The organism is Microbacterium sp. NPDC058345 (assembly GCF_042723855.1).
Taxonomy (GTDB): Bacteria; Actinomycetota; Actinomycetes; order Actinomycetales; family Microbacteriaceae; genus Microbacterium.
Genome location: NZ_JBHXIG010000004.1, coordinates 140512 through 163107 on the forward strand (window position 1 = coordinate 140512; position 22596 = coordinate 163107).

The window sequence follows — 22596 nt, forward strand, 5'->3', positions numbered from 1 at the left end:
TCCACAGGTCAGACCCCCGGCTTCCGTCGCTCGATCTCACCCCGGCCTCAGAAGGGTGCGGGCGCTTCCACGTCGGTTTCGGTTCCGACGTCGGCTGATCCTTGTTCCCACTCGGGTGGCCCGGAGGGGACGAACATGACGCGGCGGGGTGGCCGGTCGGTGTACTTTCGGCCGAGGGGACTGGTCCACTCGAGAGTGCCATCGGGTAGCTGGACGGCGTTCCACCGGTACAGGTCGGGGACATCAGGGTGCTTGAGCGCATGGTGCGCGCGGCACAAATGCGCGAGGTTGTTCGTTGACGTCTTGCCGCCTTTGGCGTAGTCGAGCGTATGGTCGAGATCGCAGCGATGAACGGGCATGCGGCACCCCGTGAAGCGGCAGTGCTCGTCTCGCGCGTGCAGGAAGCGGCGCATCGACTCGGGCGGTGTATAGGTGTCGCTCTCGGTGACCATGCCCTGCGGATCGAGGAAGAGCCGGGTCCAGCCGGTGGTGCCTCCGGCGAGGCGGCGGGCCACATCGGGGTCGAGCGGGCCGTGTCCGTCGAGTTGAGCGGGCCGATCGTCGGCGCCGACGAGGGTCGTGGCGGCGACCGTGACCTGAATGCGAGCAGTGATGCGGTCGAGTCCGGAGCCCTGGATCTCGGAGGGGTCGGCCGTGAGGAGCAGATCGGTGAACAGGTCGGCGCGAATCTGATCCAGCGTTCGCGTCTCACCCGGCACCTGCTCGACCTGCGGTCCGTCGGCCAGCATGCGGTCGACGGCGGCCCGGTAGGAGGCGGCGCCCTCCGCATCGTCGCAGATCGCCGGCGCCGGCACCCAGGCTCCGGACGGCGCGGGATCGTCGCCGCCGAAAGGATCGATGGTGAACGTGTCGTCCGCGCCGAAGATCGCATCGCCGTCGTACGCAGGCGGCTCCAGGTGAGGGTCCACCGGCACGCGATCTTCAGGATGCGTCTTCTGATGGCGGGCCATCGTGGTGAGGCGGTCCATGATCGCCTGCGCCTGATACTCGGGCACGATCGCCTGCAACAGTGCCAGACCGTCGCCGACCGAGCGTACGGTGACCGATCGCTCCTCGACCGCGGCCTTGTGACGCTCGACCACCGTCACGCCGGCGAGCGCGGCGGCGATCTCGCGAACATGCGCGCGGGTGCGGGCGGGCGCCTCAACTTCGGCGAACTCCACCGCCGCCGCTTCGTACACGGCGAGCGTCGCGGCTTCGACTGTGCCCGCGACGATCGCCTGCGTGACGGGGAACGCCGCCCGCACGATCTCGCGCACGTGTGCAGGCGAAACCAGACCTGCTTCGAACGAAGACCGCAGAGTCGGAAAATCGGCGGCGAGGCTGCGCGCATCGGTGAAGGCGTGCTCGACGGCGCCCTTCGCCATGCGGCCGGCCGCCGAGTACTCGGCGACCATCGATCGCCAGATGGTGTCGCGGTGCAGGGGTGCCTGCTCGACGTCGCGCTCCATGAGGGCTGCCCGCTGTGCAAGAAGACCGGCAGCTTTCGCCTCCCACGCCGCGGCCTGCCGGCGCGCCTCGACCCACTCGTCGAGCAGCATCGCCTGCTGCTCGAAGTCGGGAAGAGCATCGTCGTTCATATCTCTAGTTTAGAACAAAACTTCGATTTTGGGAAGGGGTGGCCGGAGATTTCCACCCGATCGGCCACCCGCGGAGGCGGCTCGAACAAGGTCGGTGAGATGCAGCATGCCGTCACGCTAAGCGGGTGCGCCGACATTGCCAGGTACGGCGGGAGGCAGACTGCGGAGCCTGTGGAGAACGAGACCTCAGCGCCCTTCCGCGGAGAACGAGTCATCGTCCCTGGCGTCCGCCGCATCCAGGGCGTCAGCCGCGCCCTCGGCATCCGTCCCGCTTCGCCGTCGCAGCATGCCGCCCGCACGCCGGGCGGCCTCTCCGAGACCTCTTCCTGCCTCGCGGCCGGCTGAGCCGATCCCCCTCCCGGCCACGCCGAGGCCGCGGCCCACGGATCCCGCGATGCCGCTGACGCCACCGCCGACGGCGCGCGCGCCCTGCAGCATCCGCCTCTCGATCCGCTCGGTGCCCGGCACGGGCTCGAGCTCCTGCGGCAGCGCCGCCGGGGGTACGCCGAACGCGCGCCGGGACGTGGTGAGAACGCGGCGCCCGAGCAGGTGGTTCCCCGCTCCGCCCACGACGGCGCCGACGCCGAAGGGAAGCGCCTTGCCGAGGACCGATGCTCCGCCGCGTGATGCGAACTGGCGCACGAATGCCGACTTCAGCCGATCGACGAGCGGCCCGACGGCCGCGCGGGGCAGCGACTTCGTGACCAGCTCGCCCCAGTAGGACGAGCGCGTCCCTCCCTTGCCGGTCGCCTGTCTCGCCAACTGGGAGACGAGATCGACGCCCTCTTTGCCGAGCATCAGCGTCATGACCAGCGCCCTGGCCCGCTCGGGGTTGTCGATCGCGATCCCGTGCACCTCGGCCACCGACTGTGCGAACAGCGCGGTCGACTCCATGAAGCCCACGGTCTCGACGCCGGACAGCGCCAGGGTCACACCGGTGCCGATCCCGGGGATCACGGCCGTCGCTCCGACGGCCGCGCCGCCGGTGGTGACCGCGGCGAGATAGCGGTTCTCGAGCATCCGCACGATCTGATCGGGCGTCGCCTCGGGATGGCGCAGACGGATGCTGCGGATGTGCGCGATCACGAGCGGCCGCTGCACGGAGAGCACGCGGTCGAGCCCGCGCACGGCGAGCGGATGCTCCGGCGAGCCCACCGGGGGCACCGCGCCGTCCCACGGCGCATCGTCGGGGAGGGAGTGGATCTTGTGCACCTTGTCGCGCATAGGGCGATCCTAAGGAGTCGGCACCCTGAGAACGCCGAAAGCCCCGACCCCTTGCGGGGCGGGGCTTCCCATGCGTAGGGGAGTCACACGAACTGGTTCGCGCGCTCCAGATCCTCGGCGAAGTCGATCTCGACCGCGTACAGGTCGGAGACGTCCATCGGCTCGAGCAGCAGGCCGTCCTCGGCGATCGCCAGTTCGAGGCCCCGCTCGAAGTAATCCTGATCGTCGACGCGCTGCAGCTGGCGCATGAAGGCCTTCTTGTCGCGCGCGGAGATGTAGTTGATGCCGACCGCCTCGCCGAGACCGCCCTTGACCGTCTTCGACAGCTCCTTGATGTAGCCCTCGGCGGTGACGGTGTACTTGACCTCTTCGTCACTCACCTTGGAGGTGTTGACCGTGACGAAGGACTGGTCGCGCTCGATGTACTCGATCGCGCGGCCCAGGATGCGGGGGTCGAACACGACATCGCCGTTCATCCAGAGCACGCCGCCCTTGCCGGTGGCCGAAAGCGCGCGCAGCAGGCTCTTGGAGGTGTTGGTCACGTCGTAGCGCTCGTTGTGCACGTAGTTGGCGCGCGGGAAAGCCTCGATGATCGTCTCCGCGCGGTAGCCCACGACGGCGGTGATGCGGGCATCGCTGCCGAAGGCGGCACGGATGTTCTCGTGCTGCTGCTGCATGATGGTGCGGCCGTCGCTGAGCTCGGTGAGCGGCTTCGGGAGGGCGCGCCCGAGGCGCGAGCCCATGCCGGCCGCGAGGATGACGGTCTGAAGAGTCACGAAATCTCCTAAGGAACTGTGTTCACTGTCGATTCATCGACGGGACACCTCTTCGTGCCACGGCAATGCTACCGATGCCACCTGAGAACACCGGGGGCAGTCCCCGTCACGTTGTCGTTTCGTGACCGATTGCACACGGCTCTCCCAGGATCGCCGGAGGACCGAAATGTCCCTGATTTCCGCCACCGGTGCTGACAGGTCCGATTGCTATCGTAGTCCGCGTGACTGCTTCCCTCGACTCCGGAGACGACCCTGTGGACGCTGCGAAGGGCGAGAAGACGGATGCCGTCGCGCCGGCTCCTCCCGCGAAGAAGGCCCCCGTGCGCAAGCCCGCGACCAGGTCGAGTACGCCGGCGAAGAGCGCGGCAAGGGCGAGCGCCACCAAGGAAGCGGCGAAGAAGACGGCCACGAAGACGACGGCCACGAAGACGACGGCGGCGAACAAGACGAGTGCCCCCGCGACGGCTGCCGCCGAGGGCGCGCCGACGGAGGCGCCCGACGCGACGGCCGACAAGCACAGCACGGCGAAGCGACCTGCCGCGAAGAGCGGCACGACGAAGAAGCCCGCGACGAAGACGGCCACCGCGACGAAGAAGCCCGCGACGAAGACGGCCACCGCGACGAAGAAGTCCGCCTCATCGAGCGCCCGCACGGCGGCCGCGAAGGAGGCGTCCACGAGCGCGGCCTCGGCGAAGACCGCGTCCGCCAAGCGCGCAGCGACGGCCACGGCCGACAAGACCGCAGCGGTGAAGAAGGCGGCCTCCGGCACGGCCGCGGCGAAAGCGGCGACGAAGACGGCCGCGGCCAAGACCGCCGCCGCCAAGACCGCCGCCGCCAAGACTGCAGCCGCCAAGGCTGCAGCCGCCAAGGCGGCGAAGGCGGAGGCCGAGAAGGCCGCGAAGGCCGCGCAGAAGCAGGCGACGAACGGTGCGCCCGAGGCGTCGCGAACGAAGGGCGCCCGCACGGGCACCTCGAGCGCGCCGAAGACGGCCGAGCGGACGACGGGGCCGGCGACGAAGCGCCCGGCTGCGACGGCGACCCCCGAACCCGTGATCGACCTGGTCGTCGACGGCCAGGCGACGCGTCCCCTGATCGCTGCGTCCAACAGCGCGCCCGACCTCGCCGAGGCGCACCCGCCCCGCAAGCGCGACCACTCCGCCGATGAGCCGGCGCCGGCGATCCGCCAGCCGACCGAGCACCGTTCCGCCGAGCCGGCCGCGTCTGACGCCGGATCCCTTCTCGTGTCCATCGACGAAGCGCCCGGCGCGGACGCATCCGCTTCGACGGCATCCGACGCGGCAGCCTCTCCTGCCACCGCGTCTGACACGATGGCACCCGACACGGCAGCGGCCGACACGACGGCGCCCGAGATCACGGCCCCCGATCAGGCAGCGCCTGACACAGCAACGCCCCACATCACCAGTTCCGACGCGGAAACCGCCACCGCGGAAGCCCCCGAAACGGCAACCCCCGAAACGGCAACCCCCGAAACGGCAACCCCCGAAACGGTAACCCCCGAAACGGCGGCACCCGAGACCACAGCCGCGGACCTCGCGCCGGCCGACGCAGAACCCGATGCTTCCGGCGCGTCAGACCTCGAGGTCACGCCGGCCGCCGATGCGGCCGTGACCGACGCGATCCGCATCCGAGGCCTGGTCAAGCGCTTCGGCGATCACCGAGCCGTCGACGGCGTCGACCTCACGGTCCCGGCCGGCTCCTTCTACGGGCTCGTCGGTCCGAACGGCGCCGGCAAGACCACGACGCTGTCGGTCATCGCCGGCCTGCTGCGGCCCGACGACGGCACCGTTCACATCAGCGGCATCGACCAGCGCGCCGAGCCCCTCGCCGCGAAGCGCATGATGGGCGTGCTGCCCGACCGGCTGCGCACCTTCGACCGCCTCACCGGGCGGCAGCTGCTGCACTATTACGGGCAGCTGCGCGGGCTCGAGCGTGCCGTGATCGAGAAGCGCACCGCCGACCTGGCGCGCGCGTTCGATCTCACCGAGGCACTGAGCCGCGTGGTTTCCGACTACTCCGCGGGCATGACCAAGAAGCTGATGCTCGCGGGCGCGCTGATCCACTCGCCGCGCGTGCTGGTTCTCGACGAGCCCTTCGAGGCGGTCGACCCGGTCTCGTCGGGCGTGATCCTCGACATCCTCCGCTCCTACGTGGATCACGGCGGAACCGTGATCCTCTCCAGCCATGGCATGGACCTCGTCGAGCGGGTCTGCACGCGCGTCGCCGTGATCGTCGGCGGCGAGGTGCTCGCCGAAGGCACCATCGACGAGGTGCGCGCGGGTCAGACCCTCGAGTCGCGCTTCGTCGAGCTCTCGGGAACCGGCGGCGAAGTGGAGGGGCTCGAGTGGTTGCACACGTTCTCCGACTGAGGCTCGCGCTTCTCGCGGGCTCGCTGCGCGGAGACCGTGTCTGGCGCAACGCGCTCACGATGATCGCCGCGATCGCCGTGACGGCCGTGGTGTGCACGGCGACGCTCGGCCTGGCCGGCGCCCCGCTCGCCACCGCGCGCACCGTCATCGTGCTCGGCGGCGCGGCGATGTTCGTGGCGTTCCTGCTCGGGCCGATGCTCACCGGCACACCTGATCAGCTCGACCCGCGCCGGTTCGGCCCGTTCGGCGTCGACGAGCGGCGGATGCCGTGGGTCCTCGCCCTCGCCGCCCTGATCAGCGTGCCGAGCTTCGTCCTCATCGCCGTCGGCACCTGCGCGGTGATCGTCGCGACGGCGTCCGGTGTCGCCTGGCCGGCAGCCGCGCTCTCCGCCGCGATCGGCGTGCTGTCCACCGCGCTCGCCGCGCGCATCGGCATGGCCGTCAGCGCCATCCTGCTGCCGGAGCGCCGCTCCCGCGAGCTGACCGTGCTGTTCACGATCCCGGTGATCGTGATCGCCTTCCCCGTGGCCGCGTACTTCGCATCGCTGGAGTGGAACGGGCAGGTGCCCGCTGCCGTCGCGGCAGCCACCTCGCTCGTCGGCTACACGCCGCTCGCCGCACCCCAGGCGTTCCTCTTCCACCTCGCGGCGGGTGAGACCGGCGCAGCCTGGATCAGCGGGCTGGTCGCGGTCGCCTCGCTGGCAGGCCTCGCGGCGCTCTGGGCCTTCCTCGTGCGTCGCATGCTGACGACGACCGAGCGGCCCGCCGCCGCACGTGAGCGCAGCGGACTGGGCTGGTTCGGACCTCTTCCCCACAACGCCTTCGGTGCCGTCGCGGCGCGCAGCCTGGTCTACTGGCTGCGCGATCGCCGTTACATCGTCAACGTCATCGTCGTGCCCGTGGCCGGCGTGCTCACCGTGTTCCCGCTTCTCGTCGCCGGCGTGCCGCTGAGCATCGCCGCACTGGTGCCGGTTCCGCTGATGGCGCTGTTCTTCGGCTGGCTGCCGCACAACGACGTCGCGTACGACTCCACGGCGGTGTGGATCCACATCGCCAGCGGCATGCGCGGCCTGCCCGACCGGCTGGGACGACTGGTGCCGGTGCTTCTCGTGTCGGTGCCCGTGCTCGCCGTGTCCATCTCGGTCACCCTCGCCGTCATCTCGCAGTGGTCGTTGCTGATGCCGCTGATCGGACTCACCGCCGCCCTGCTGCTCACCGGCCTCGGGCTGTCGAGCATCCTGTCGGTCGTGGCGCCGTACGCCGTGTCCCGCCCGGGGGACAGCCCGTTCCAGCAGCCGCAGCGGTCCTCGTCGCACGGCTCGTACGGTGCGGCCGGCACGTTCCTCGGCGCGCTGGCGCTCAGCGCGCCGACGGTGTGGCTCTTCGGCCTGACCCTCGTCGAGGGTCCGCAGCATGCACCCGCGACGTTCTGGGTGGGGGTGGCGAGCGGAGCGCTCGTGCTGCTCGGCGGCGCCGTCCTGGGCGGGCGCATCTTCGAGCGCAGCGGCGAGCGGCTGATGGAGTTCGCCGAGACCACCTGAGCGGGCCGCGGGCGCAGCGGATCGCCGACCCATCGGTGCGTCGGCGGACTAGAATCGCGGGATGAGTACTCCGCTGGACAGCCCCGATCAGGGTGGCGTGGCAACGCTCGATCGCGAACTCGAAGAGCTTCTCCGCGAGGAGAATCTCGAGCCTGGCGACCACGAGCGCTTCTCCCACTACGTGAAGAAGGACAAGATCCTCGAATCCGCGATCACCGGCAAGCCGGTGCGCGCGCTGTGCGGCAAGAAGTGGACGCCCGGCCGCGACCCGGAGAAGTTCCCGATCTGCCCGACCTGCAAGGAGATCTACGAGAGCATGGTCGCGTAGCGCGAGCTAATCGGCGTCGACGAACGCGGTCGGGATCGCGGGATCGGACTTGCTGAGCGCGAGGGCGCGCACCGGCAGCTCCTCGCGCACGCGCAGGTGGTGCTCGCGGGCGGATGCCGTGCCCGAGGCGCCCTCGTACGCGGAGTCGATCTCGCCGTGCTCGACGAGCGTCACCTGCAGCGCCCGTGTTCCGGGGTGCTCGGCCGCCGTCTCCACCTCTTCGAAGCCGTCGGACACGACGATCGTCTCGGCGGTGGCGACGCCGTCGTCGAGGCTGCGGAACGCCGCTTTGCGGCCGCCTCTGGAGCCCTTGTCCGTCGAGGCCTTCGCCACCGCGACCCAGCCGCCCGCGGCGTCCTGCCGTGCGACGAGCTTGTAGACCATCCCCGCCGTCGGGTAGCCAGACCCGGTGACGACGGAGGTGCCGACCCCGTAGGAGTCCACCGGGGATGCCGTGAGAGCGGCGATCGCGTATTCGTCGAGATCGCTGGTGACGGTGATCTTCGTGCCTGTCGCCCCGAGTCCGTCGAGCTGCGCCCGCACCTCTGCGGCGACGAGCGGCAGGTCGCCGGAGTCGATGCGCACACCGCCGAGGCCCGTGCCCGCCACCCGGATCGCCGTCTCGACGCCGGTGCGGATGTCGTAAGTGTCGACGAGCAGGGTGGTGTCGGTGCCGAGACTGTCGACCTGTGCGCGGAAGGCATCCTCCTCGCTGTCGTGCAGCAGCGTCCACGAGTGCGCAGCGGTGCCCATGGTCGGGATTCCCCACCGTCGACCCGCCTCGAGGTTGCTGGTCGCGCCGAAGCCGGCGATGTACGCGGCGCGGGCGGCGGCGACCGCGGAGTGCTCGGCGGCGCGTCGCGAGCCCATCTCGGCCAGCGGCCGCTCACCGGCGGCGATGCTCATCCGCGACGCCGCCGTCGCGACGGCCGAGTCATGGTTCAGCACGCTCAGCGCCAGAGTCTCCAGCACCACAGCATCGGCGAACGACCCCTCGACGGTGAGGATGGGGGAGCCAGGGAAGTACAACTCGCCCTCCCGGTACCCACGGATGCTGCCGGTGAAGCGGTAGTCCTCCAGGTAGCGGATCGCCTCGGCGTCCACGACGTCCTCGTCACGCAGGTAGCGCAGCTCCTCCTCGCCGAAGCGGAACTCGCGCAGCAGCGTCAGCAGACGCCCCGTGCCCGCGACGACGCCGAAGCGGCGGCCGCCGGACAGCCGCCGGGAGAACAGTTCGAAGACGCTCGGCCGCCGCGCGGTGCCGTCGCGCAGCGACGCGGCGAGCATGGTCAGTTCGTAGCGGTCGGTGAGGAACGCGGAGCTCATCCGCTCAGTGTATCCAGCACGCGAATCGGGAATACTGATCAGGTGCCGGAGGGCTCCGGCGCGCACACGCGCGAGCAGACGAGGACTGACTGTGATCGATGACGACGAGCTGATCCGCCTGGCGAACAGCGTGCTGTGGCCCGGCTTCCTCGGCACGACCGTGCCGTCCTGGCTGGCGGACGCCCTCGGGCGGGACCTCGCAGGGGTCGTCTACTTCGCACAGAATCTCGGATCCGACACGGCCGCGCTCAGCGACGAGATCCACCGGATCGCCCCGCACGCTCTGATCGGCATCGATGAGGAGGGCGGCAGCGTCACGCGACTGGAGACCGCGACCGGCTCGACGGTTCCCGGGGCGGCCCAGCTGGGCGCTCTGGACGACGTCGACGCCACCCGCGCCACGGGCGCCGAGATCGCGCGACGGGTCGCGATGATCGGGGCGGACGTCGTCATCGCCCCGGTCGCCGATGTGAACACCGACCCGCGCAACCCCGTGATCGGCGTGCGCGCCTTCGGCGACGACACGGAGCGGGTCTCGCGCCATGTCGCCGCCGCGGTGCGCGGCATCCAGGAGGGCGGCATCGCCGCGTGCGCCAAGCACTACCCCGGCCACGGCGACACCCACGTCGATTCGCACCACGACCTGCCGCGGCTCACCCTGACGCAGGACGCGATCGAGGCCGTGCACCTTCCGCCTTTCCAGGCGGCGGTGGATGCCGGGGTGCGCTCGATCATGACCGCCCACATCTGCGCCGAGCAGTGGGGCGCGCTGCCCGCCACCCTGAACCCGGCGGTGCTGGGGAGGCTGCGCGAGACGGGCTTCGACGGCGTGATCATCACCGACGCCCTCGACATGGCCGCGATCCGCGAGAACCACGGGGTCGGCGGGGGAGCGGCGCTCGCGCTCGCCGCGGGCGCCGACCTGCTCTGCGTCGGCAATCCCACCAACCCCGGCGACGCGATGCTCGCCGATCAGGATGAGCACGACTACCGCGCCGCCCGGGACGGCATCGTCGCCGCGCTGCGCAGCGGCGAACTCCCGCGGGAGCGCGTCGAGGAGGCCGCCCGCCGGGTGCGGATGATGGCGGATGCCGTGCGCGCGCGGCCCGCGCCCGCGGCGTCGACCGACTACGACGGCGACACGATCGCGGACAGGGCGCTGAACGTGCGCTGCACGCTGCCGGTCTTCGATGACGTCCCCACCATGGTCATCGACCTGCGAAGGCCCTCGAGCCTCGCCGTCGACAGCGCCGCTTCGCACGTCGCGCTGGCACTCGCCGCCGGCGGGGAGATCGTGCGCCTCGGCGCGGAGGATGTCGCGGATGACGCGATCGAGGAGACGGCAGCTCGTGCCGCGCGATCACAGACCGTGGTGCTGGTGGACCGCATCGATGACGGCGCACCGCAGCGGATCGTGCTCGACCTCATCCGCCTCTCCGCTCCCGGAGTCGTGACGGTCAACGTGGGGCTGGCCACGGCGTCGCGCGGTGACGGTCCGGTCATCGATGCCCGAGACGCCGGCCTGCTCGCCGCGCGGGCCGCCCGCCGCGCTCTGCTCGCCCCGAACCGGAAGGACGCCTGACCCATGGACGACCGCGAAGAGCTGCGCTCCACCCTCGAGACCCTCGCCACCGAGCGCGTCGACCCCGCCTTCGCAGAACTCGACATGCTGGGCACACTCGACCAGGTGACGCTGATGGCCGAGCAGGGCGTCGTCGCCGCGAAGGCGGTGGCGGAGGAGCGCGAGAGCATCGCGCGCGCCGTGGACGGCATCGTCGAGCGGCTCGGCCGCGGTGGGCGCCTGGTGTACATCGGCGCGGGAACCGCCGGGCGCATGGGCGTGCTCGACGCGAGCGAGATCCCGCCGACGTACGGCACCGATCCGTCGCTCGTCACGGGCGTCATCGCGGGCGGCGAGCATGCGCTGCGCAACGCCGTCGAGAACGCGGAGGACGACGCGGACGCGGGCGCCGAGGTCGGCGCGACGCTCGGCCCGGACGACGTGATCGTCGGGGTCTCGGCATCCGGCCGCACCCCGTACGTCGCCGCAGCGCTTCGCGCCGCGCGCGAGCGAGGGGCGTTCACGGTGAGCCTGGCGTGCAACCGCGGGGCGGAGATCTCGCAGGGCGTGGACGTCGCCATCGAGGTCGTCGTCGGGCCCGAGGTCGTCGCCGGCTCCACGCGCCTGAAGGCCGGCACCGCGCAGAAGCTCGTGCTGAACACGCTGTCCACGCTCGCGATGGTGCAGTCGGGCAAGGTCTACGGCAACCTGATGGTCGACGTGCAGTCCACGAACGAGAAGCTCCGTGCTCGCGCCGAGCGCACCGTCATGCACGCCACCGGATGCACGCCGGAGGCGGCGGCCGCGGCGCTCGACGAGGCTGCCGGCTCGGTGAAGCTCGCGATCGCGATCGTGGAGACCGGCGCGGATGCCGACACCGCCCGCGCCGCCCTGGAGGAGGCCGGCGGCCATCTGCGGGCCGCGCTGGCTGCGACCCGGTCGGCGGGGCGGGACGGCTAGGCTGGTTGATCATGAACGACGCGCCGATCGGGATCTTCGACTCCGGGGTCGGCGGGCTGACGGTGGCCAGGGCGATCCGCGCGCAGCTGCCGCGCGAATCGCTCGTCTACATCGGTGACACCGCCCACTCGCCGTACGGGCCCAAGCCGATCGCCGATGTGCGCCGGTACGGCCTCGACGTGCTCGACACGCTGGTCGATCAGGGCGTGAAGATGCTCGTGATCGCGTGCAACACGGCATCCGCCGCGCTTCTGCGCGACGCGCGCGAACGCTACGACGTGCCCGTGGTCGAGGTGATCGGCCCGGCTGTGCGCCGCGCCGTTTCGACCACCCGCAACGATCGCGTCGGCGTCATCGGTACGGTCGGCACAATCGCATCCCGCGCCTATCAGGACATGCTCGAGGTCAATGAGCGACTCGAGGTCTTCACCGCGGCCTGCCCGCGTTTCGTGGAGTTCGTGGAGGCCGGTGTCACCGGCACGCCCGAGGTGCTCGCCGTCGCCGAGGACTACCTCGCCCCGCTGCGCGACGCCGAGGTCGACACCCTGGTGCTCGGCTGCACGCACTATCCGTTCCTGCGCGGCGCGATCAGCTACGTGATGGGCGACGGGGTGAGCCTGGTCTCCAGCGACGACGAGACCGCGGTGGACGTGTACCGGCAGCTGGTGCGCCGCGATCTGCTCGCGCGCGAGGACGCCGTGCCCACCTATGTGTACGAGGCCACGGGCGAGTCGGCCGACGCCTTCACGGCGCTGGCGAACCGGCTGATGGGCCGCGAGGTGCGCGATGTGCAACTGGTGCAGACCGGTGTCATCGCGCTTCCCGATCTGTCGGGCGCATCCCACGACTGAACCGATCCGAGAGGACACCATGACCGACACCGCCCCCGCACAGCCCGGGCCCGCGCAGGGCATCGTGCGCGCCGACGGCCGCGCCACCGACCAGCTGCGCGAGATCACCATCGAACGGGGCTGGTCGAGCCATGCCGAGGGGTCGGCGCTGATCAGCTTCGGCGGCACGAAGGTGCTGTGCACGGCGTCGTTCACGAACGGCGTGCCGCGCTGGCTCACCGGCAAGGGCAAGGGCTGGGTCACCGCGGAGTACGCCATGCTGCCCCGCGCCACGAACAGCCGCAACGACCGGGAGAGCGTGAAGGGACGCATCGGCGGGCGCACGCACGAGATCTCGCGGCTCATCGGCCGCGCCCTGCGTGCGGTGGTCGACACGAAGGCGCTCGGCGAGAACACCGTCGTGATCGACTGCGACGTGCTGCAGGCGGACGGCGGCACGCGCACCGCCGCCATCACGGGCGCCTACGTCGCGCTCGCGGACGCCATCGAGTGGGGCAGGGCGAAGAAGTTCATCGGGAAGAACTCGACCCCGCTGCTCGATACGGTCGCAGCCGTGTCGGTCGGCATCATCGACGGGGAACCCATGCTCGACCTCGCCTACGTGGAGGACGTGCGGGCGGAGACCGACATGAACGTCGTCGTCACCGGCCGCGGGCTGTTCGTCGAGGTGCAGGGCACCGCCGAGGGCGCGCCGTTCGACAAGCGCGAGCTCGACGCCCTGCTCGACCTGGGCGTCAACGGATGCGCCGCCCTCAGGGAGCACCAGCTCGCCGCCCTGGCGGCCGAGCGATGAGGATCGTCCTCGCCACGCACAACCCGCACAAGGTGGCGGAGTTCCAGCAGATCGTGGCGAGCACCCGTCCCGATCTCGAGGTGATCGGCTACGACGGCCCGGAGCCCGTGGAGGATGGCGTCACCTTCGCCGAGAACGCGCTGCTCAAGGCGCGGGCCGCCGCCGTGCACACCGGACTGCCGGCGCTCGCCGACGACTCGGGGATCTGCGTCGACGTGCTCGGCGGCTCACCAGGAGTGTTCTCGGCGTACTGGGCCGGCCAGAGGAAGGATGCCGCGGCGAACCTCGCGCTGCTGCTCGACCAGCTGCGCGACATCGCCGATCCGCATCGCACGGCGCAGTTCCGCTCCACCATCGCGCTGGTCGCGGCGGACGGCGCCGAGCACGTCGTCGAAGGCGTCTGGCCAGGGCGGCTCGCATCCGCACCGGCCGGGGAAGGAGGGTTCGGATACGACCCGATCTTCGTCCCGGACGGGCAGGAGGCGGGCGAGGAGCGCACGGTCGGTCAGTTCACGGATGCCGAGAAGCAGGCCCAGTCGCACCGCGCCAGGGCGTTCCGGGCGCTGGTCCCGCTGCTCGCGGAGCTGTGACGACCGCCCGGCCAGGCTGTTGAGAAGCGTTACCGTTCCCGAGTTCGGCGAAACGGCGCCGGGGCGAGAAGGCCCTGCCTAGCCTGGAGGCATGCACGATCACGCGCACGCCCACACGGGCCTCAGAGGAGCGGGAAACCGGCGCCTGCTGGCCGTCTCGCTGAGCCTGACGGCGACGGTGATGCTCGTGCAGGTCGTCGGAGCGCTTCTTTCGGGTTCGCTCGCGCTGCTCGCCGACGCCGCGCACATGTTCACCGATTCCTCGGCGCTGGTGGTCGCACTGATCGCCAGTGCGGTCGCCGCGCGGCCCGCCGATGATCGGCGCACGTTCGGCTATCAGCGCGCCGAGGTCTTCGGGGCGCTGGTCAACGCGATCATCCTCATCGTGCTGATGGCGGTCGTCGCGGTGCAGGGCGTGACGCGCCTGATCGACCCGGGCGAGGTCGAGGTCGCCGGTCCGCTGATGCTGATCGTCGCCGTGGTCGGCCTGCTCGCCAACGCGTTCGCGATGTGGCTGCTGAGCTCGGCGCAGAAGACGAGCATCAACGTGCGCGGCGCGTACCTCGAGGTGCTGGGTGACCTGATCGGCTCGGCGATGGTGATCATCGCCGCGATCGTCATCGTCACGACCGGCTGGATGCCCGCCGACGCGATCGCCTCGCTGCTCATCGCCGTGATGATCCTTCCGCGCGCGGTCTCGCTGCTGCGCGAGGTGTTCTCGGTGCTCGCCGAGTCAGCCCCGAAGGGCACCGCCATCCGTGAGATCCGCGCGCACCTGCAGGGGTACGCGGGGGTGGTCGGCGTGCACGACGTGCACGTGTGGCAGCTTACGCGGGGAGCGCCGGTGTTCACCGCGCACGTCACCGTCGACCCGGCCGTGCTCGCCGCAGGCGGTGCGGCTCCGCTGCTGCAGGAGCTGCAGGGCTGCCTCGCCGACCACTTCGACGTCGCGCACTCCACGTTCCAGCTCGAACCGGCCGACCGCGCCGAGTGCGAGGCGCGGCACGCCTGACGCATCCCGGACCGCGACGTCCGTGCCGGCGGTTCACGCCTCGACGGTGACGTCGGCGACCGCCTTGTCGGGTCTCAGCCCACGCCATCGCGAGTGACGCAGGATGCCGCCGGGCGACCAGTTGCCGAACTCGACCTCGCCGACGAGTTCCGGCCGCACCCACAGGGCGTCTCTCGACTCGGGGCGAGGCACACCCTCCAGCGGGGCGCGGTCCGTGCGCAGCGCGTCGAGCCGAGCGGAGAGGTCCCGCAGCATCCGGTCGGTGAAACCCGTCCCGACCTTGCCGACGTAGCGCAGCGCGCCGGCGTCGTCGGGCACCGCGAGCAGCAGCGAGCCGATCATGCCGTTGCGGCCGCCCTGGCCGGGCCGGATGCCGACGATGACGACCTCCTGGGTGTGCGTGTTCTTGAGCTTGATCCACGACGACGAGCGCGCGCCCGGCCGGTACGACGAGCCCGGGTCCTTGGCGACGACGCCTTCAAGGCCGTGCTGTCGGCTCATCTCGAGCGCCGCGTCGAGATCGTCGAACACCGGCGGCACCTGCACGGGCGCGTCGAGACCGCTCGCGAGGCGCTCGAGCAGTTCGCGTCGCTCGCGAAGCGGGACCCGCGTCAGGTCGTGCCCGTCGAGGTGCATCAGGTCGAAGAGCATGTAGACGATGGGCGTACGCACGACCTCGCGCTCGATGTCGCGCCCCTTGGTGAGGTGCATCCTGTTCTGCAGGCGGGCGAAGCTCGGCCGGCCCTGGGCGTCGAAGGCGACGATCTCACCGTCGACGACGGCATCCGTCGCGGGAAGATGAGGCGCGCCGTCGGCGGTGAGCTCCGGGTAGCGCGCGGTGATGTCGTTGCCGCTGCGTGCGCGCAGCGTGAACCGGCCGTCGCGCCAGATGCCGACCGCGCGGATGCCGTCCCACTTGATCTCGGCCCACGCCGCGGCTCGGGACGACCGCGCGAGACCGGGCGCACCGGACTCGGCCAGCATGGGGGAGAGGTCGGTGGGAACGGCTGCCGGACGACGCGTCTCCCGCGCGGCGGGGGTGTCGTCCTGGTCGTCGCCGGCCGCGTCGGGATCCTCAGGTCCGTCGGTGGGGTCCGGACGGCCGCCGTCGTCGGCCGTCCGGATGCGCACCTCGCGCGCGGGCTTCGCCGGCGGCGTGCTCGCGGGAGCGTGCCGGCCGGCATCCTTCATGCGATGCAGCAGCCACTGCGACTTCTCGCCCTCGCCCTCCGTGCGGATCAGGGCGAGCCGGGCGGAGCCCAGCCGTCCGCCGGCCTGGCCGGTGAACGTGCCGATGACCTCGTCGTCGCGCCACTTCTCCAGCGCGACCGCGCCGGTGTCCCACACCGTCATGGATCCTGCCCCGTACTCGCCGCGTGGGATCTCGCCCTCGAAGGTCAGGTACTCGAGCGGATGGGGTTCGGTCATCACGGCGAGGTGGTTGCGCTCCGCGGTCTCGGGGACCCCCTTGGGGACGGCCCAGCTGATCAGCACGCCGTCGCGTTCGATGCGCAGGTCGTAGTGCAGCCGGCTGGCGTGGTGCTCCTGGATCACGAAGCGCGGGTCGCCGCTCGATCCGGCATACGCCGTGCTCGGCATGGGCTCGGGGGTGCGGGAGGCGTCGCGCTTGGCGAGATACGCCGCCAGGGCCGGGCTCTGCGGTGCGAGCGGGGCGAGCGGATCGACACCGGCATCCACGCGCTCGAGGACCTCGTGGAAGTCGAGATGGCGCAGATCGGGATCGTCCAGCTCCTCCCAGGTGCGGGGCGCGGCGACCCAGGGGCGGGCGCGACCGCGCAGCGAGTACGGGGCGATCGTGGTCTTCGACGCGTTGTTCTGACTCCAGTCGATGAAGACCTTCCCGCCGCGGGCCGACTTGGCCATCGTGTGGGTCGCCAGCTCCGGGTGGTCGGCCTCGATCAGCCGGGCCAGTTCCTTCGCGACCGAGGAGACCTCGTCGCTGGTCTGCCGGCCCGTGCCGTCTTCGGTGGTCGGCAGCCGCGCATAGAGATGGATGCCCTTGCTGCCGCTCGTGACCGGCATGGGCTCGAGGCCCATGCCGCCCAGGATGCCGCGGGCGATCCGCGCGACCTCCGCACACTGGGCGAGGTCGGCACCCGGACCCGGATCCAGATCGAGCACCAGCCGGTCGGGACGCCCCCGCCCGCCGGAGTGGGTGAATCGCCACTGCGGCACGTGCAGCTCGAGCGCGGCGATCTGGGCGAGCCACACCAGGGTCGCCATGTCGTCGGCGAGGGGGTAGTCCTTGGGGCCGTCGGAGTGCTCGATCGGCATCCGCCGCACCCACTCCGGAGCGCCCTGCTCGAGCTGCTTGGTGAAGAAGCTCTCGCCCGGAGCATCCGTCGTGCCGACGCCGTCGACCCAGCGCTTGCGGGTGACGGGTCGCCCGCGCACATGCGGCAGCATCACCGGCGCGATCCGGGAGTAGTAGGCGATGACCTCGCCCTTCGTGGTGCCCGTCTCGGGGTACACGACCTTGTCGAGGTTGGTGACGCGCAGCCGACGGCCGTCGACCTGCACGACCTGCCCGCTCGCTGCCATGGGGCAAGAGTAGCCCGGGTTGCGCAAGCCCCTGGCCGCGGATGCTGTGACTCGTGATACTGGTGTGATGAGAAGCATCTGGAAGGGCGCCCTGACCTTCGGACTCGTGAACGTGCCCGTGAAGGTGTACTCCGCGACCGAGGATCACGACGTGTCGCTGCACCAGGTGCACGACGAGGACGGCGGGCGCATCCGCTACCAGCGCACCTGCGAGGTGTGCGGCAAGGTCATCGCGTACAGCGACATCGACCGTGCCTACGTCGACGACGACGGCACGACCGTCGTGCTCACCAAGGACGACCTCGCCGCGTTGCCGGCCGAGAAGAGCCGCGAGATCGATGTGGTGGAGTTCGTGCCGAGCGACCAGGTCGATCTGCTCACCCTCGACCGGGCGTACTACCTCGAGCCGGATTCGAAGTCACCCAAGGCCTATGTGCTGCTGCGCAAGACGCTGGAGCAGACGGACCGCACCGCGATCGTGCGGTTCACGCTGCGGCAGAAGACCAGGCTGGCCGCCTTGCGGGTGCGCGGCGACGTGCTGGTGCTGCAGACGCTGCTCTGGTCGGACGAGGTGCGCGAGGCGTCGTTCGCCTCGCTCGACGAGGACGTCAAGATCAGCGACAAGGAGCTTCAACTCTCGTCGTCGCTCGTCGACAGCTACTCCAGCGACTTCGACCCCGAGGAGTACGTCGACGAGTATCAGAAGGAGCTGCGGACGCTCATCGAGGCGAAGATCGACGCCGGCGAGACCTTCGACGTCTCCGAGACGTTCGAGGAGGAGGGCGAGGGAGCCGGCGGCGAGGTCATCGACCTGATGGAGGCGCTGCGCGCCAGCGTCGAGAAGTCCAAGTCCGCCAAGAGGGATTCCGGGTCGAAGGACTCCGGCGGCAAGAAGAAGACGTCGGGCAAGAAGAAGGCCGGCTGATCGGATGCAGACGACGCGGCCCGGATGCTCATGTGGAGCATCCGGGCCGCGATCATTCCGAGGTCAGTGCTTGCCGTCGCCGTCGATGTCGGGCGCGCGGTCGAAGACCTCGGCGTCGAGCTTCAGGTCCTGAGCCTCGGCGGCGTCGGTGACGACGTCGGCGCCGGCGGCCGCGGCCTTCTTGGCCTTGTGCCGCTCGCTCAGGTAGTGCCACAGGGTGACGAGGGCCGTGCCGCCGACGGCGGCGAGCAGGATGAGATCGATGTAGTCCTCCACGAACTTGGCCACGGGAGGGATGAAGCCGATCACGTAGCCGAACATCGTCAGGCCGAAGCCCCAGAGAACCGCGCCGATGAGGTTGTAGAGCGTGTACTTGCCCTTGTGCATGTGGCCGACGCCGGCGGCGACGGGGGCGAAGGTGCGCACGATGGGCACGAAGCGGGCGAGGATGATCGTGATGCCGCCGAAGCGCTCGAAGAACTGGTTCGTGCGTTCGACGTTCTTGCGGCTGAAGAGCCCGGATTCCTTGCGCTCGAAGACCGCCGGGCCGCCCTTGTGTCCGATGAGATAACCGACCTCGCCGCCGACGAATGCCGCCAGGCCGATCAGCAGCGCGACCCACCAGACGCTGATGCCGAACACGCCGTTCACGGCGTACGGCTGCGAGTGCGACAGCAGCCCGGCGATGACCAGCAACGTGTCGCCCGGCAGCAGGAAGCCGACGAGCAGGCCGGTCTCGGCGAACACGATGAAGCACACCACCAGCAGCGCCCAGGCGCCTGCGGCGCCGATGATCGTCGCGGGGTCGAGCCAGGGGATGAGGGCTGTCGGCGCCTGCAGGGCGGTCTCAATCATGATGTCCCGTCGTCAATGGTTCGGCGGATCGTGCTGCTGCGTCGGCGATGCGGATGGCATCGCTCGGTGCGGAAGGTGGGACTTGAACCCACACGCCCTGAGGCACAGGAACCTAAATCCTGCGTGTCTGCCAATTCCACCACTCCCGCGGGCAGTCAAGTCTATCGATCCGGGTGTGCGGGTTTTCCGTAGATGTGCCGAGCGTGCACCCTTGGACGACTCCGAGCCCTGAGCTTCTCTACTGCCGGTCTGGACCGTCCTGGCCATCAGCCGGACGGTTCGCCCGCGAGAACACCTCGAGGATCGCCTCATGCACGACGTCGGGCCGCTCCTGAGGGATCATATGGCCGGCGTCGTCGACCACGATGACGCGACCCTGCGGCACGGTTTCCATCAGGCTCGCCGCGATCGCATTCCAGCGCGGACGCAGCTTCGCCGTTGCGCGGGTCGTCTTCCCGCCCTGCAGACTGACGGTCGGCACGTCCGGGGTTCCGGCTGCCTCGAGCCGCTCGAGCAGCGGGACCGCTGGAGTGATCTGCTGGGCCTCGCGCCGGCCCGCCGCCATCGCCTGCGCGCCGGCGTAGTCGCGGGCGAACAGAGCCTGGTCATCGGAGCTGATGGTGTCAGCGAATCCATCCGGAAGCATCGCTCGCACGATGAGATCGCCGCGACGAAGTCGGGCGAGCAGCGCGTTGACGCGGAAAGAGACCAGGTTGAGGCGCACGATGCCGGGTGTCATCAGCTCCGCGACCGTCGCGTCGACGAACACCATCCCGGCAACGCGCTCAGGATGCCGGTCGGCGAAGCATCGAATGATCGGTCCGCCCCAGCTGTGGCCGACAAGCACCACAGGTTCGCTCTCACCGATCGCATCCAAGAGGCTCGTGAGGTCTTCGGCCAGTCGCTCGAGGGTGCGGTCGGACCTGTCGACGTCACTGCCGCCGTATCCTGCCCGGTCGTAGGAGAGGGTGCGCGCGAACGTGCTCAGCTCGCGTTGGGTGTGAGCCCAGCAGGCGGCAGGAGCGCTCATCCCCGCCTCGAGAACGATCAGCGGTCCGAATCCGTCGCCGGCGCGGATGGTGCGGATTCGCCTGCCGTCGGGCAACTCGACGATCTGCTCATCGAGTCCAGCGCCCGGATCCAGCTTCGTTGCTGGAGGGATGGTTTCTGACATTGCGATTACCTCTTTCATCGGTACCACTGAGGAGGGTGGAGGACATCCCAGAGACCTTCGTGCTCCAGTTGCGCGGCGAGCGAGAGCAGCGCGGCATCGTGTCGGATGCGGCCGATGAGCTGGATGCTGTAGGGCAGACCGTCGTCGTCGAGATGGGACGGCAACGAGACCGCCGGCTGACCGGTGAGGTTGGCCCATGGCGTGTAGCACGACCACTCGATCATCCGCCGGCTGACGTGTTCGATCCCTTCGGACTCGAAGTGGCCGACGGGAACGGGTGGCCCGCTGGTCGTAGGGGTGAGAGCGATATCGACGTCGTCGAGTGCGGTCAGGAAGGTCATCGCGTACTGGGCGAGAACCGCCTGCATGGTCAGCACATCGGTCCCCGTCATCGCTTCGCCCGACGCGGCGAGGTGCTGCGTATGGGGAGTGAGCCGGTCACGTCTGTCAGGGGGAACCAGGTTCGTCACGCTCATGGCGGCGGAGATGCTCAGCATGTCGCTCAGCGCCTGGGCTGTGGTCTCGTCCCACGGGGCGGGGAGAGCGACCTCGACCACCTCGTGTCCGAGGTCGCGCAGCAGCTCGGCGGCACGATGCACCGCACGGATCGTCTCGGGGTGCGGCGCGACACTCTCGAAACCCGTGTCGGTCCACCATGCGATCTTCAGACGCCTGTCGGGCTCGATGCGACCCGCCCGCGCCAGGTCCGAATCCGACGTCCAGTGGTACAGGTCGCCGGCCGGACCGTGAGCCATCACATCGAGCAGGAGCGCAGCATCCTCGACGGTTCGCGCGAGAGGGCCTTCGACGCCGGCCGCGAAGAAGGAACCCGCCGGGGCCAGGCTCACCAAGCCCCTGCTCGGTTTGACGCCGACAAGATGACACGTGGCCGCGGGGGTGCGGGTCGAGCCGGCTCCATCACTCGCGTGCGCCAGCGGCAGAAGACCCGCCGACACGGCGGAGGCTGCACTACCGCTCGAGCCGCTCGAGTAGCGACCTGTGTCGAAGGGCGTGACGGACGGCACGGGGGCCATCACGCCGTCGACGTAGCAGGCGACGCCGAACTCCGGTGCATTCGTCTTTCCGAGCACGACCGCTCCGGCCCGTCGGATCAATCCGACGGTCCAGGCGTCATCGGTGGGCACCGATCCGGCGAGTGCGGCAGACCCGTAGGAGGTGGCGAGGCCTGCCGTCGCGTGAAGGTCCTTGATCCCGATCGGTATGCCACCCAGCGGCGTGTGCAGGTGGTGCGCCAACTGCTCGTCCGCGCGATCGGCTTCGCGGAGGGCGAGCTCGGGATCGACGGTGATGAATGCCCCGAGCTCGCCGTCGAGCTTGTCGATCCGATCCAGATAGTGCTCCGTCAGGGCGCGCGCTGTGAAGTCGTGATCGCGTAGGGCGCGCAGCTGTTCGGCAGTGGAGAGATCGTGCAGCTCGCTCATCGCGTCGCCGCCATGGAGGTGATGACACGATACGCAGCGTCCGCAACGGCGTCGAGGAGCTCGGCGGACGGTGGACGGCGGGCGACGATCCGAGAGTGCATCAGCGGCCCCTCGAGCAGACCGCTGATCAGCTGGGCGTCCGGAAGTGCCGCGATCTCGCCGCGTTCGGCGGCTCTGTCCAGGGACAACCGCAAGGCGCGTCCTCGTCGCAGCCCCATCTCGCGAAAGGTGGTCTCCGCTTCGGCGTCGTCGACCAGCTCGGACAGCCACCCGACGACGCTGTCCATCCACGGCGCCGACCACGATCTGGTGAGGTCATCGAGGTACACGCGAAGGTCGGACCGAAGGGATCCGGTGTCCACTTCAGACATCGGTTGCACGTGCGCGTTCAGCGCGTCTGCGACGAGGCGGCTCTTGGTGGACCAACGACGGTACACATCGCTGCGATGGGCGCCGGCGCGCGCGGCGACGCGCGCGAGCGTCAGTTCCGCGTAACCACCTTCCGTCATCAGGTCCCACGTCGCGGCAAGCAGTCGCTGTTCGAGATCTGGATCGCGCGGTCTTCCGGCCATCGTCGGCTCCTCTTCATTGACTACACGGTGTAGCGCTACGGTGTGTAGCTGATAGTAGGGGACGGGACCATCGACCACAAGAGTGCTGTCGATGATCGGTGCACGCTCCTGTGGAA

19 protein-coding genes and 1 tRNA gene are annotated in these 22596 nt (G+C 70.1%); 10 read left to right on the forward strand and 10 right to left on the reverse strand.

What is annotated here, in order from left to right; all coding sequences use genetic code 11:
* Positions 1-47 precede the first annotated feature (47 nt).
* The 3 genes from ACFWH5_RS15075 to ACFWH5_RS15085 all read right to left on the reverse strand — a co-directional run bounded on the left by ACFWH5_RS15075 (position 48) and on the right by ACFWH5_RS15085 (position 3601).
* The gene (locus ACFWH5_RS15075; protein ID WP_378836143.1) at positions 48-1601 is read right to left on the reverse strand and encodes a DUF222 domain-containing protein; all 1554 of its coding nucleotides are present in this window, start codon (positions 1599-1601) and stop codon (positions 48-50) included.
* A gap of 186 nt (positions 1602-1787) precedes the next feature.
* Positions 1788-2825 carry a hypothetical protein gene (locus ACFWH5_RS15080; RefSeq protein ID WP_378836146.1) on the reverse strand — a complete coding sequence of 346 codons (1038 nt, stop codon included), beginning with the start codon at positions 2823-2825 and terminating at the stop codon, positions 1788-1790.
* Between the two features lie 83 nt (positions 2826-2908).
* Positions 2909-3601, reverse strand: a complete 693-nt coding sequence (locus ACFWH5_RS15085) for a phosphocholine cytidylyltransferase family protein (protein WP_309129061.1) — start codon at positions 3599-3601, stop codon at positions 2909-2911.
* Positions 3602-3822: 221 nt separating this feature from the next.
* Here ACFWH5_RS15085 and ACFWH5_RS15090 point away from each other — a divergent pair, with 221 nt between their 5' ends.
* From ACFWH5_RS15090 to ACFWH5_RS15100, 3 genes are all read left to right on the forward strand, one after another.
* Entirely contained in the window at positions 3823-5988 is a 2166-nt protein-coding gene (locus ACFWH5_RS15090; RefSeq protein ID WP_378836149.1) for an ATP-binding cassette domain-containing protein, read from the forward strand.
* The gene (locus ACFWH5_RS15095) at positions 5964-7529 is read left to right on the forward strand and encodes a hypothetical protein (RefSeq protein WP_378836151.1); all 1566 of its coding nucleotides are present in this window, start codon (positions 5964-5966) and stop codon (positions 7527-7529) included. Before ACFWH5_RS15090 ends, ACFWH5_RS15095 begins: the two co-directional genes overlap by 25 nt.
* A gap of 61 nt (positions 7530-7590) precedes the next feature.
* Positions 7591-7857, forward strand: a complete 267-nt coding sequence (locus ACFWH5_RS15100) for a DUF3039 domain-containing protein (RefSeq protein WP_067201268.1) — start codon at positions 7591-7593, stop codon at positions 7855-7857.
* Between the two features lie 6 nt (positions 7858-7863).
* Here the strand turns inward: ACFWH5_RS15100 and ACFWH5_RS15105 are convergent, their stop codons facing one another.
* Complete coding sequence (locus ACFWH5_RS15105; protein WP_378836155.1) at positions 7864-9183, reverse strand: nicotinate phosphoribosyltransferase; 1320 nt, start codon at positions 9181-9183, stop codon at positions 7864-7866.
* A gap of 91 nt (positions 9184-9274) precedes the next feature.
* Here ACFWH5_RS15105 and ACFWH5_RS15110 point away from each other — a divergent pair, with 91 nt between their 5' ends.
* From ACFWH5_RS15110 to ACFWH5_RS15135, 6 genes are all read left to right on the forward strand, one after another.
* A complete protein-coding gene (locus tag ACFWH5_RS15110; protein WP_378836158.1) occupies positions 9275-10765 on the forward strand; it encodes a glycoside hydrolase family 3 protein in 1491 nt (496 codons plus the stop codon).
* 3 nt (positions 10766-10768) lie between these two features.
* Positions 10769-11704, forward strand: coding sequence for an N-acetylmuramic acid 6-phosphate etherase (gene murQ / locus ACFWH5_RS15115; protein ID WP_378836161.1), 936 nt, complete (start codon positions 10769-10771; stop codon positions 11702-11704).
* A gap of 11 nt (positions 11705-11715) precedes the next feature.
* Positions 11716-12555, forward strand: a complete 840-nt coding sequence (gene murI, locus ACFWH5_RS15120) for a glutamate racemase (RefSeq protein WP_378836163.1) — start codon at positions 11716-11718, stop codon at positions 12553-12555.
* 19 nt (positions 12556-12574) lie between these two features.
* A complete protein-coding gene (gene rph, locus ACFWH5_RS15125; RefSeq protein ID WP_378836166.1) occupies positions 12575-13348 on the forward strand; it encodes a ribonuclease PH in 774 nt (257 codons plus the stop codon).
* A complete protein-coding gene (gene rdgB / locus ACFWH5_RS15130; RefSeq protein ID WP_378836168.1) occupies positions 13345-13938 on the forward strand; it encodes an RdgB/HAM1 family non-canonical purine NTP pyrophosphatase in 594 nt (197 codons plus the stop codon). Before rph ends, rdgB begins: the two co-directional genes overlap by 4 nt.
* A gap of 91 nt (positions 13939-14029) precedes the next feature.
* On the forward strand, positions 14030-14950 hold the full coding sequence (locus tag ACFWH5_RS15135; protein WP_378836170.1) for a cation diffusion facilitator family transporter: 921 nt from the start codon (positions 14030-14032) through the stop codon (positions 14948-14950).
* A 33-nt stretch (positions 14951-14983) separates the two neighbouring features.
* Here the strand turns inward: ACFWH5_RS15135 and ACFWH5_RS15140 are convergent, their stop codons facing one another.
* Positions 14984-17512, reverse strand: a complete 2529-nt coding sequence (locus tag ACFWH5_RS15140; RefSeq protein ID WP_378836173.1) for an ATP-dependent DNA ligase — start codon at positions 17510-17512, stop codon at positions 14984-14986.
* 67 nt (positions 17513-17579) lie between these two features.
* On the opposite strand from ACFWH5_RS15140, the gene ACFWH5_RS15145 reads away from it, so the two are divergent.
* The gene (locus ACFWH5_RS15145; protein ID WP_378836175.1) at positions 17580-18437 is read left to right on the forward strand and encodes a Ku protein; all 858 of its coding nucleotides are present in this window, start codon (positions 17580-17582) and stop codon (positions 18435-18437) included.
* A gap of 63 nt (positions 18438-18500) precedes the next feature.
* Here the strand turns inward: ACFWH5_RS15145 and ACFWH5_RS15150 are convergent, their stop codons facing one another.
* From ACFWH5_RS15150 to ACFWH5_RS15170, 5 genes are all read right to left on the reverse strand, one after another.
* Complete coding sequence (locus ACFWH5_RS15150; RefSeq protein ID WP_378836177.1) at positions 18501-19292, reverse strand: DedA family protein; 792 nt, start codon at positions 19290-19292, stop codon at positions 18501-18503.
* 67 nt (positions 19293-19359) lie between these two features.
* Positions 19360-19441 (reverse strand) — tRNA-Leu (locus ACFWH5_RS15155).
* Between the two features lie 89 nt (positions 19442-19530).
* The gene (locus ACFWH5_RS15160) at positions 19531-20466 is read right to left on the reverse strand and encodes an alpha/beta fold hydrolase (protein ID WP_378836180.1); all 936 of its coding nucleotides are present in this window, start codon (positions 20464-20466) and stop codon (positions 19531-19533) included.
* Between the two features lie 14 nt (positions 20467-20480).
* A complete protein-coding gene (locus ACFWH5_RS15165) occupies positions 20481-21908 on the reverse strand; it encodes an amidase (protein WP_378836182.1) in 1428 nt (475 codons plus the stop codon).
* Positions 21905-22558, reverse strand: coding sequence for a TetR/AcrR family transcriptional regulator (locus ACFWH5_RS15170; RefSeq protein WP_378836185.1), 654 nt, complete (start codon positions 22556-22558; stop codon positions 21905-21907). Before ACFWH5_RS15170 ends, ACFWH5_RS15165 begins: the two co-directional genes overlap by 4 nt.
* Positions 22559-22596 lie beyond the last annotated feature (38 nt).

Excerpts from the sequence above, each read along its gene's own strand:
- ACFWH5_RS15165 (WP_378836182.1), bottom strand. The coding sequence starts at position 21,908 with ATGAGCGAGCTGCACGATCTCTCCACTGCCGAACAGCTGCGCGCCCTA.
- ACFWH5_RS15160 (WP_378836180.1), bottom strand. The coding sequence starts at position 20,466 with ATGTCAGAAACCATCCCTCCAGCAACGAAGCTGGATCCGGGCGCTGGA.
- ACFWH5_RS15100 (WP_067201268.1), top strand. The coding sequence starts at position 7,591 with ATGAGTACTCCGCTGGACAGCCCCGATCAGGGTGGCGTGGCAACGCTC.
- ACFWH5_RS15135 (WP_378836170.1), top strand. The coding sequence starts at position 14,030 with ATGCACGATCACGCGCACGCCCACACGGGCCTCAGAGGAGCGGGAAAC.
- ACFWH5_RS15080 (WP_378836146.1), bottom strand. The coding sequence starts at position 2,825 with ATGCGCGACAAGGTGCACAAGATCCACTCCCTCCCCGACGATGCGCCG.
- murI (WP_378836163.1), top strand. The coding sequence starts at position 11,716 with ATGAACGACGCGCCGATCGGGATCTTCGACTCCGGGGTCGGCGGGCTG.
- rph (WP_378836166.1), top strand. The coding sequence starts at position 12,575 with ATGACCGACACCGCCCCCGCACAGCCCGGGCCCGCGCAGGGCATCGTG.
- ACFWH5_RS15150 (WP_378836177.1), bottom strand. The coding sequence starts at position 19,292 with ATGATTGAGACCGCCCTGCAGGCGCCGACAGCCCTCATCCCCTGGCTC.
- rdgB (WP_378836168.1), top strand. The coding sequence starts at position 13,345 with ATGAGGATCGTCCTCGCCACGCACAACCCGCACAAGGTGGCGGAGTTC.
- ACFWH5_RS15075 (WP_378836143.1), bottom strand. The coding sequence starts at position 1,601 with ATGAACGACGATGCTCTTCCCGACTTCGAGCAGCAGGCGATGCTGCTC.
- murQ (WP_378836161.1), top strand. The coding sequence starts at position 10,769 with ATGGACGACCGCGAAGAGCTGCGCTCCACCCTCGAGACCCTCGCCACC.
- ACFWH5_RS15145 (WP_378836175.1), top strand. The coding sequence starts at position 17,580 with ATGAGAAGCATCTGGAAGGGCGCCCTGACCTTCGGACTCGTGAACGTG.
- ACFWH5_RS15105 (WP_378836155.1), bottom strand. The coding sequence starts at position 9,183 with ATGAGCTCCGCGTTCCTCACCGACCGCTACGAACTGACCATGCTCGCC.
- ACFWH5_RS15140 (WP_378836173.1), bottom strand. The coding sequence starts at position 17,512 with ATGGCAGCGAGCGGGCAGGTCGTGCAGGTCGACGGCCGTCGGCTGCGC.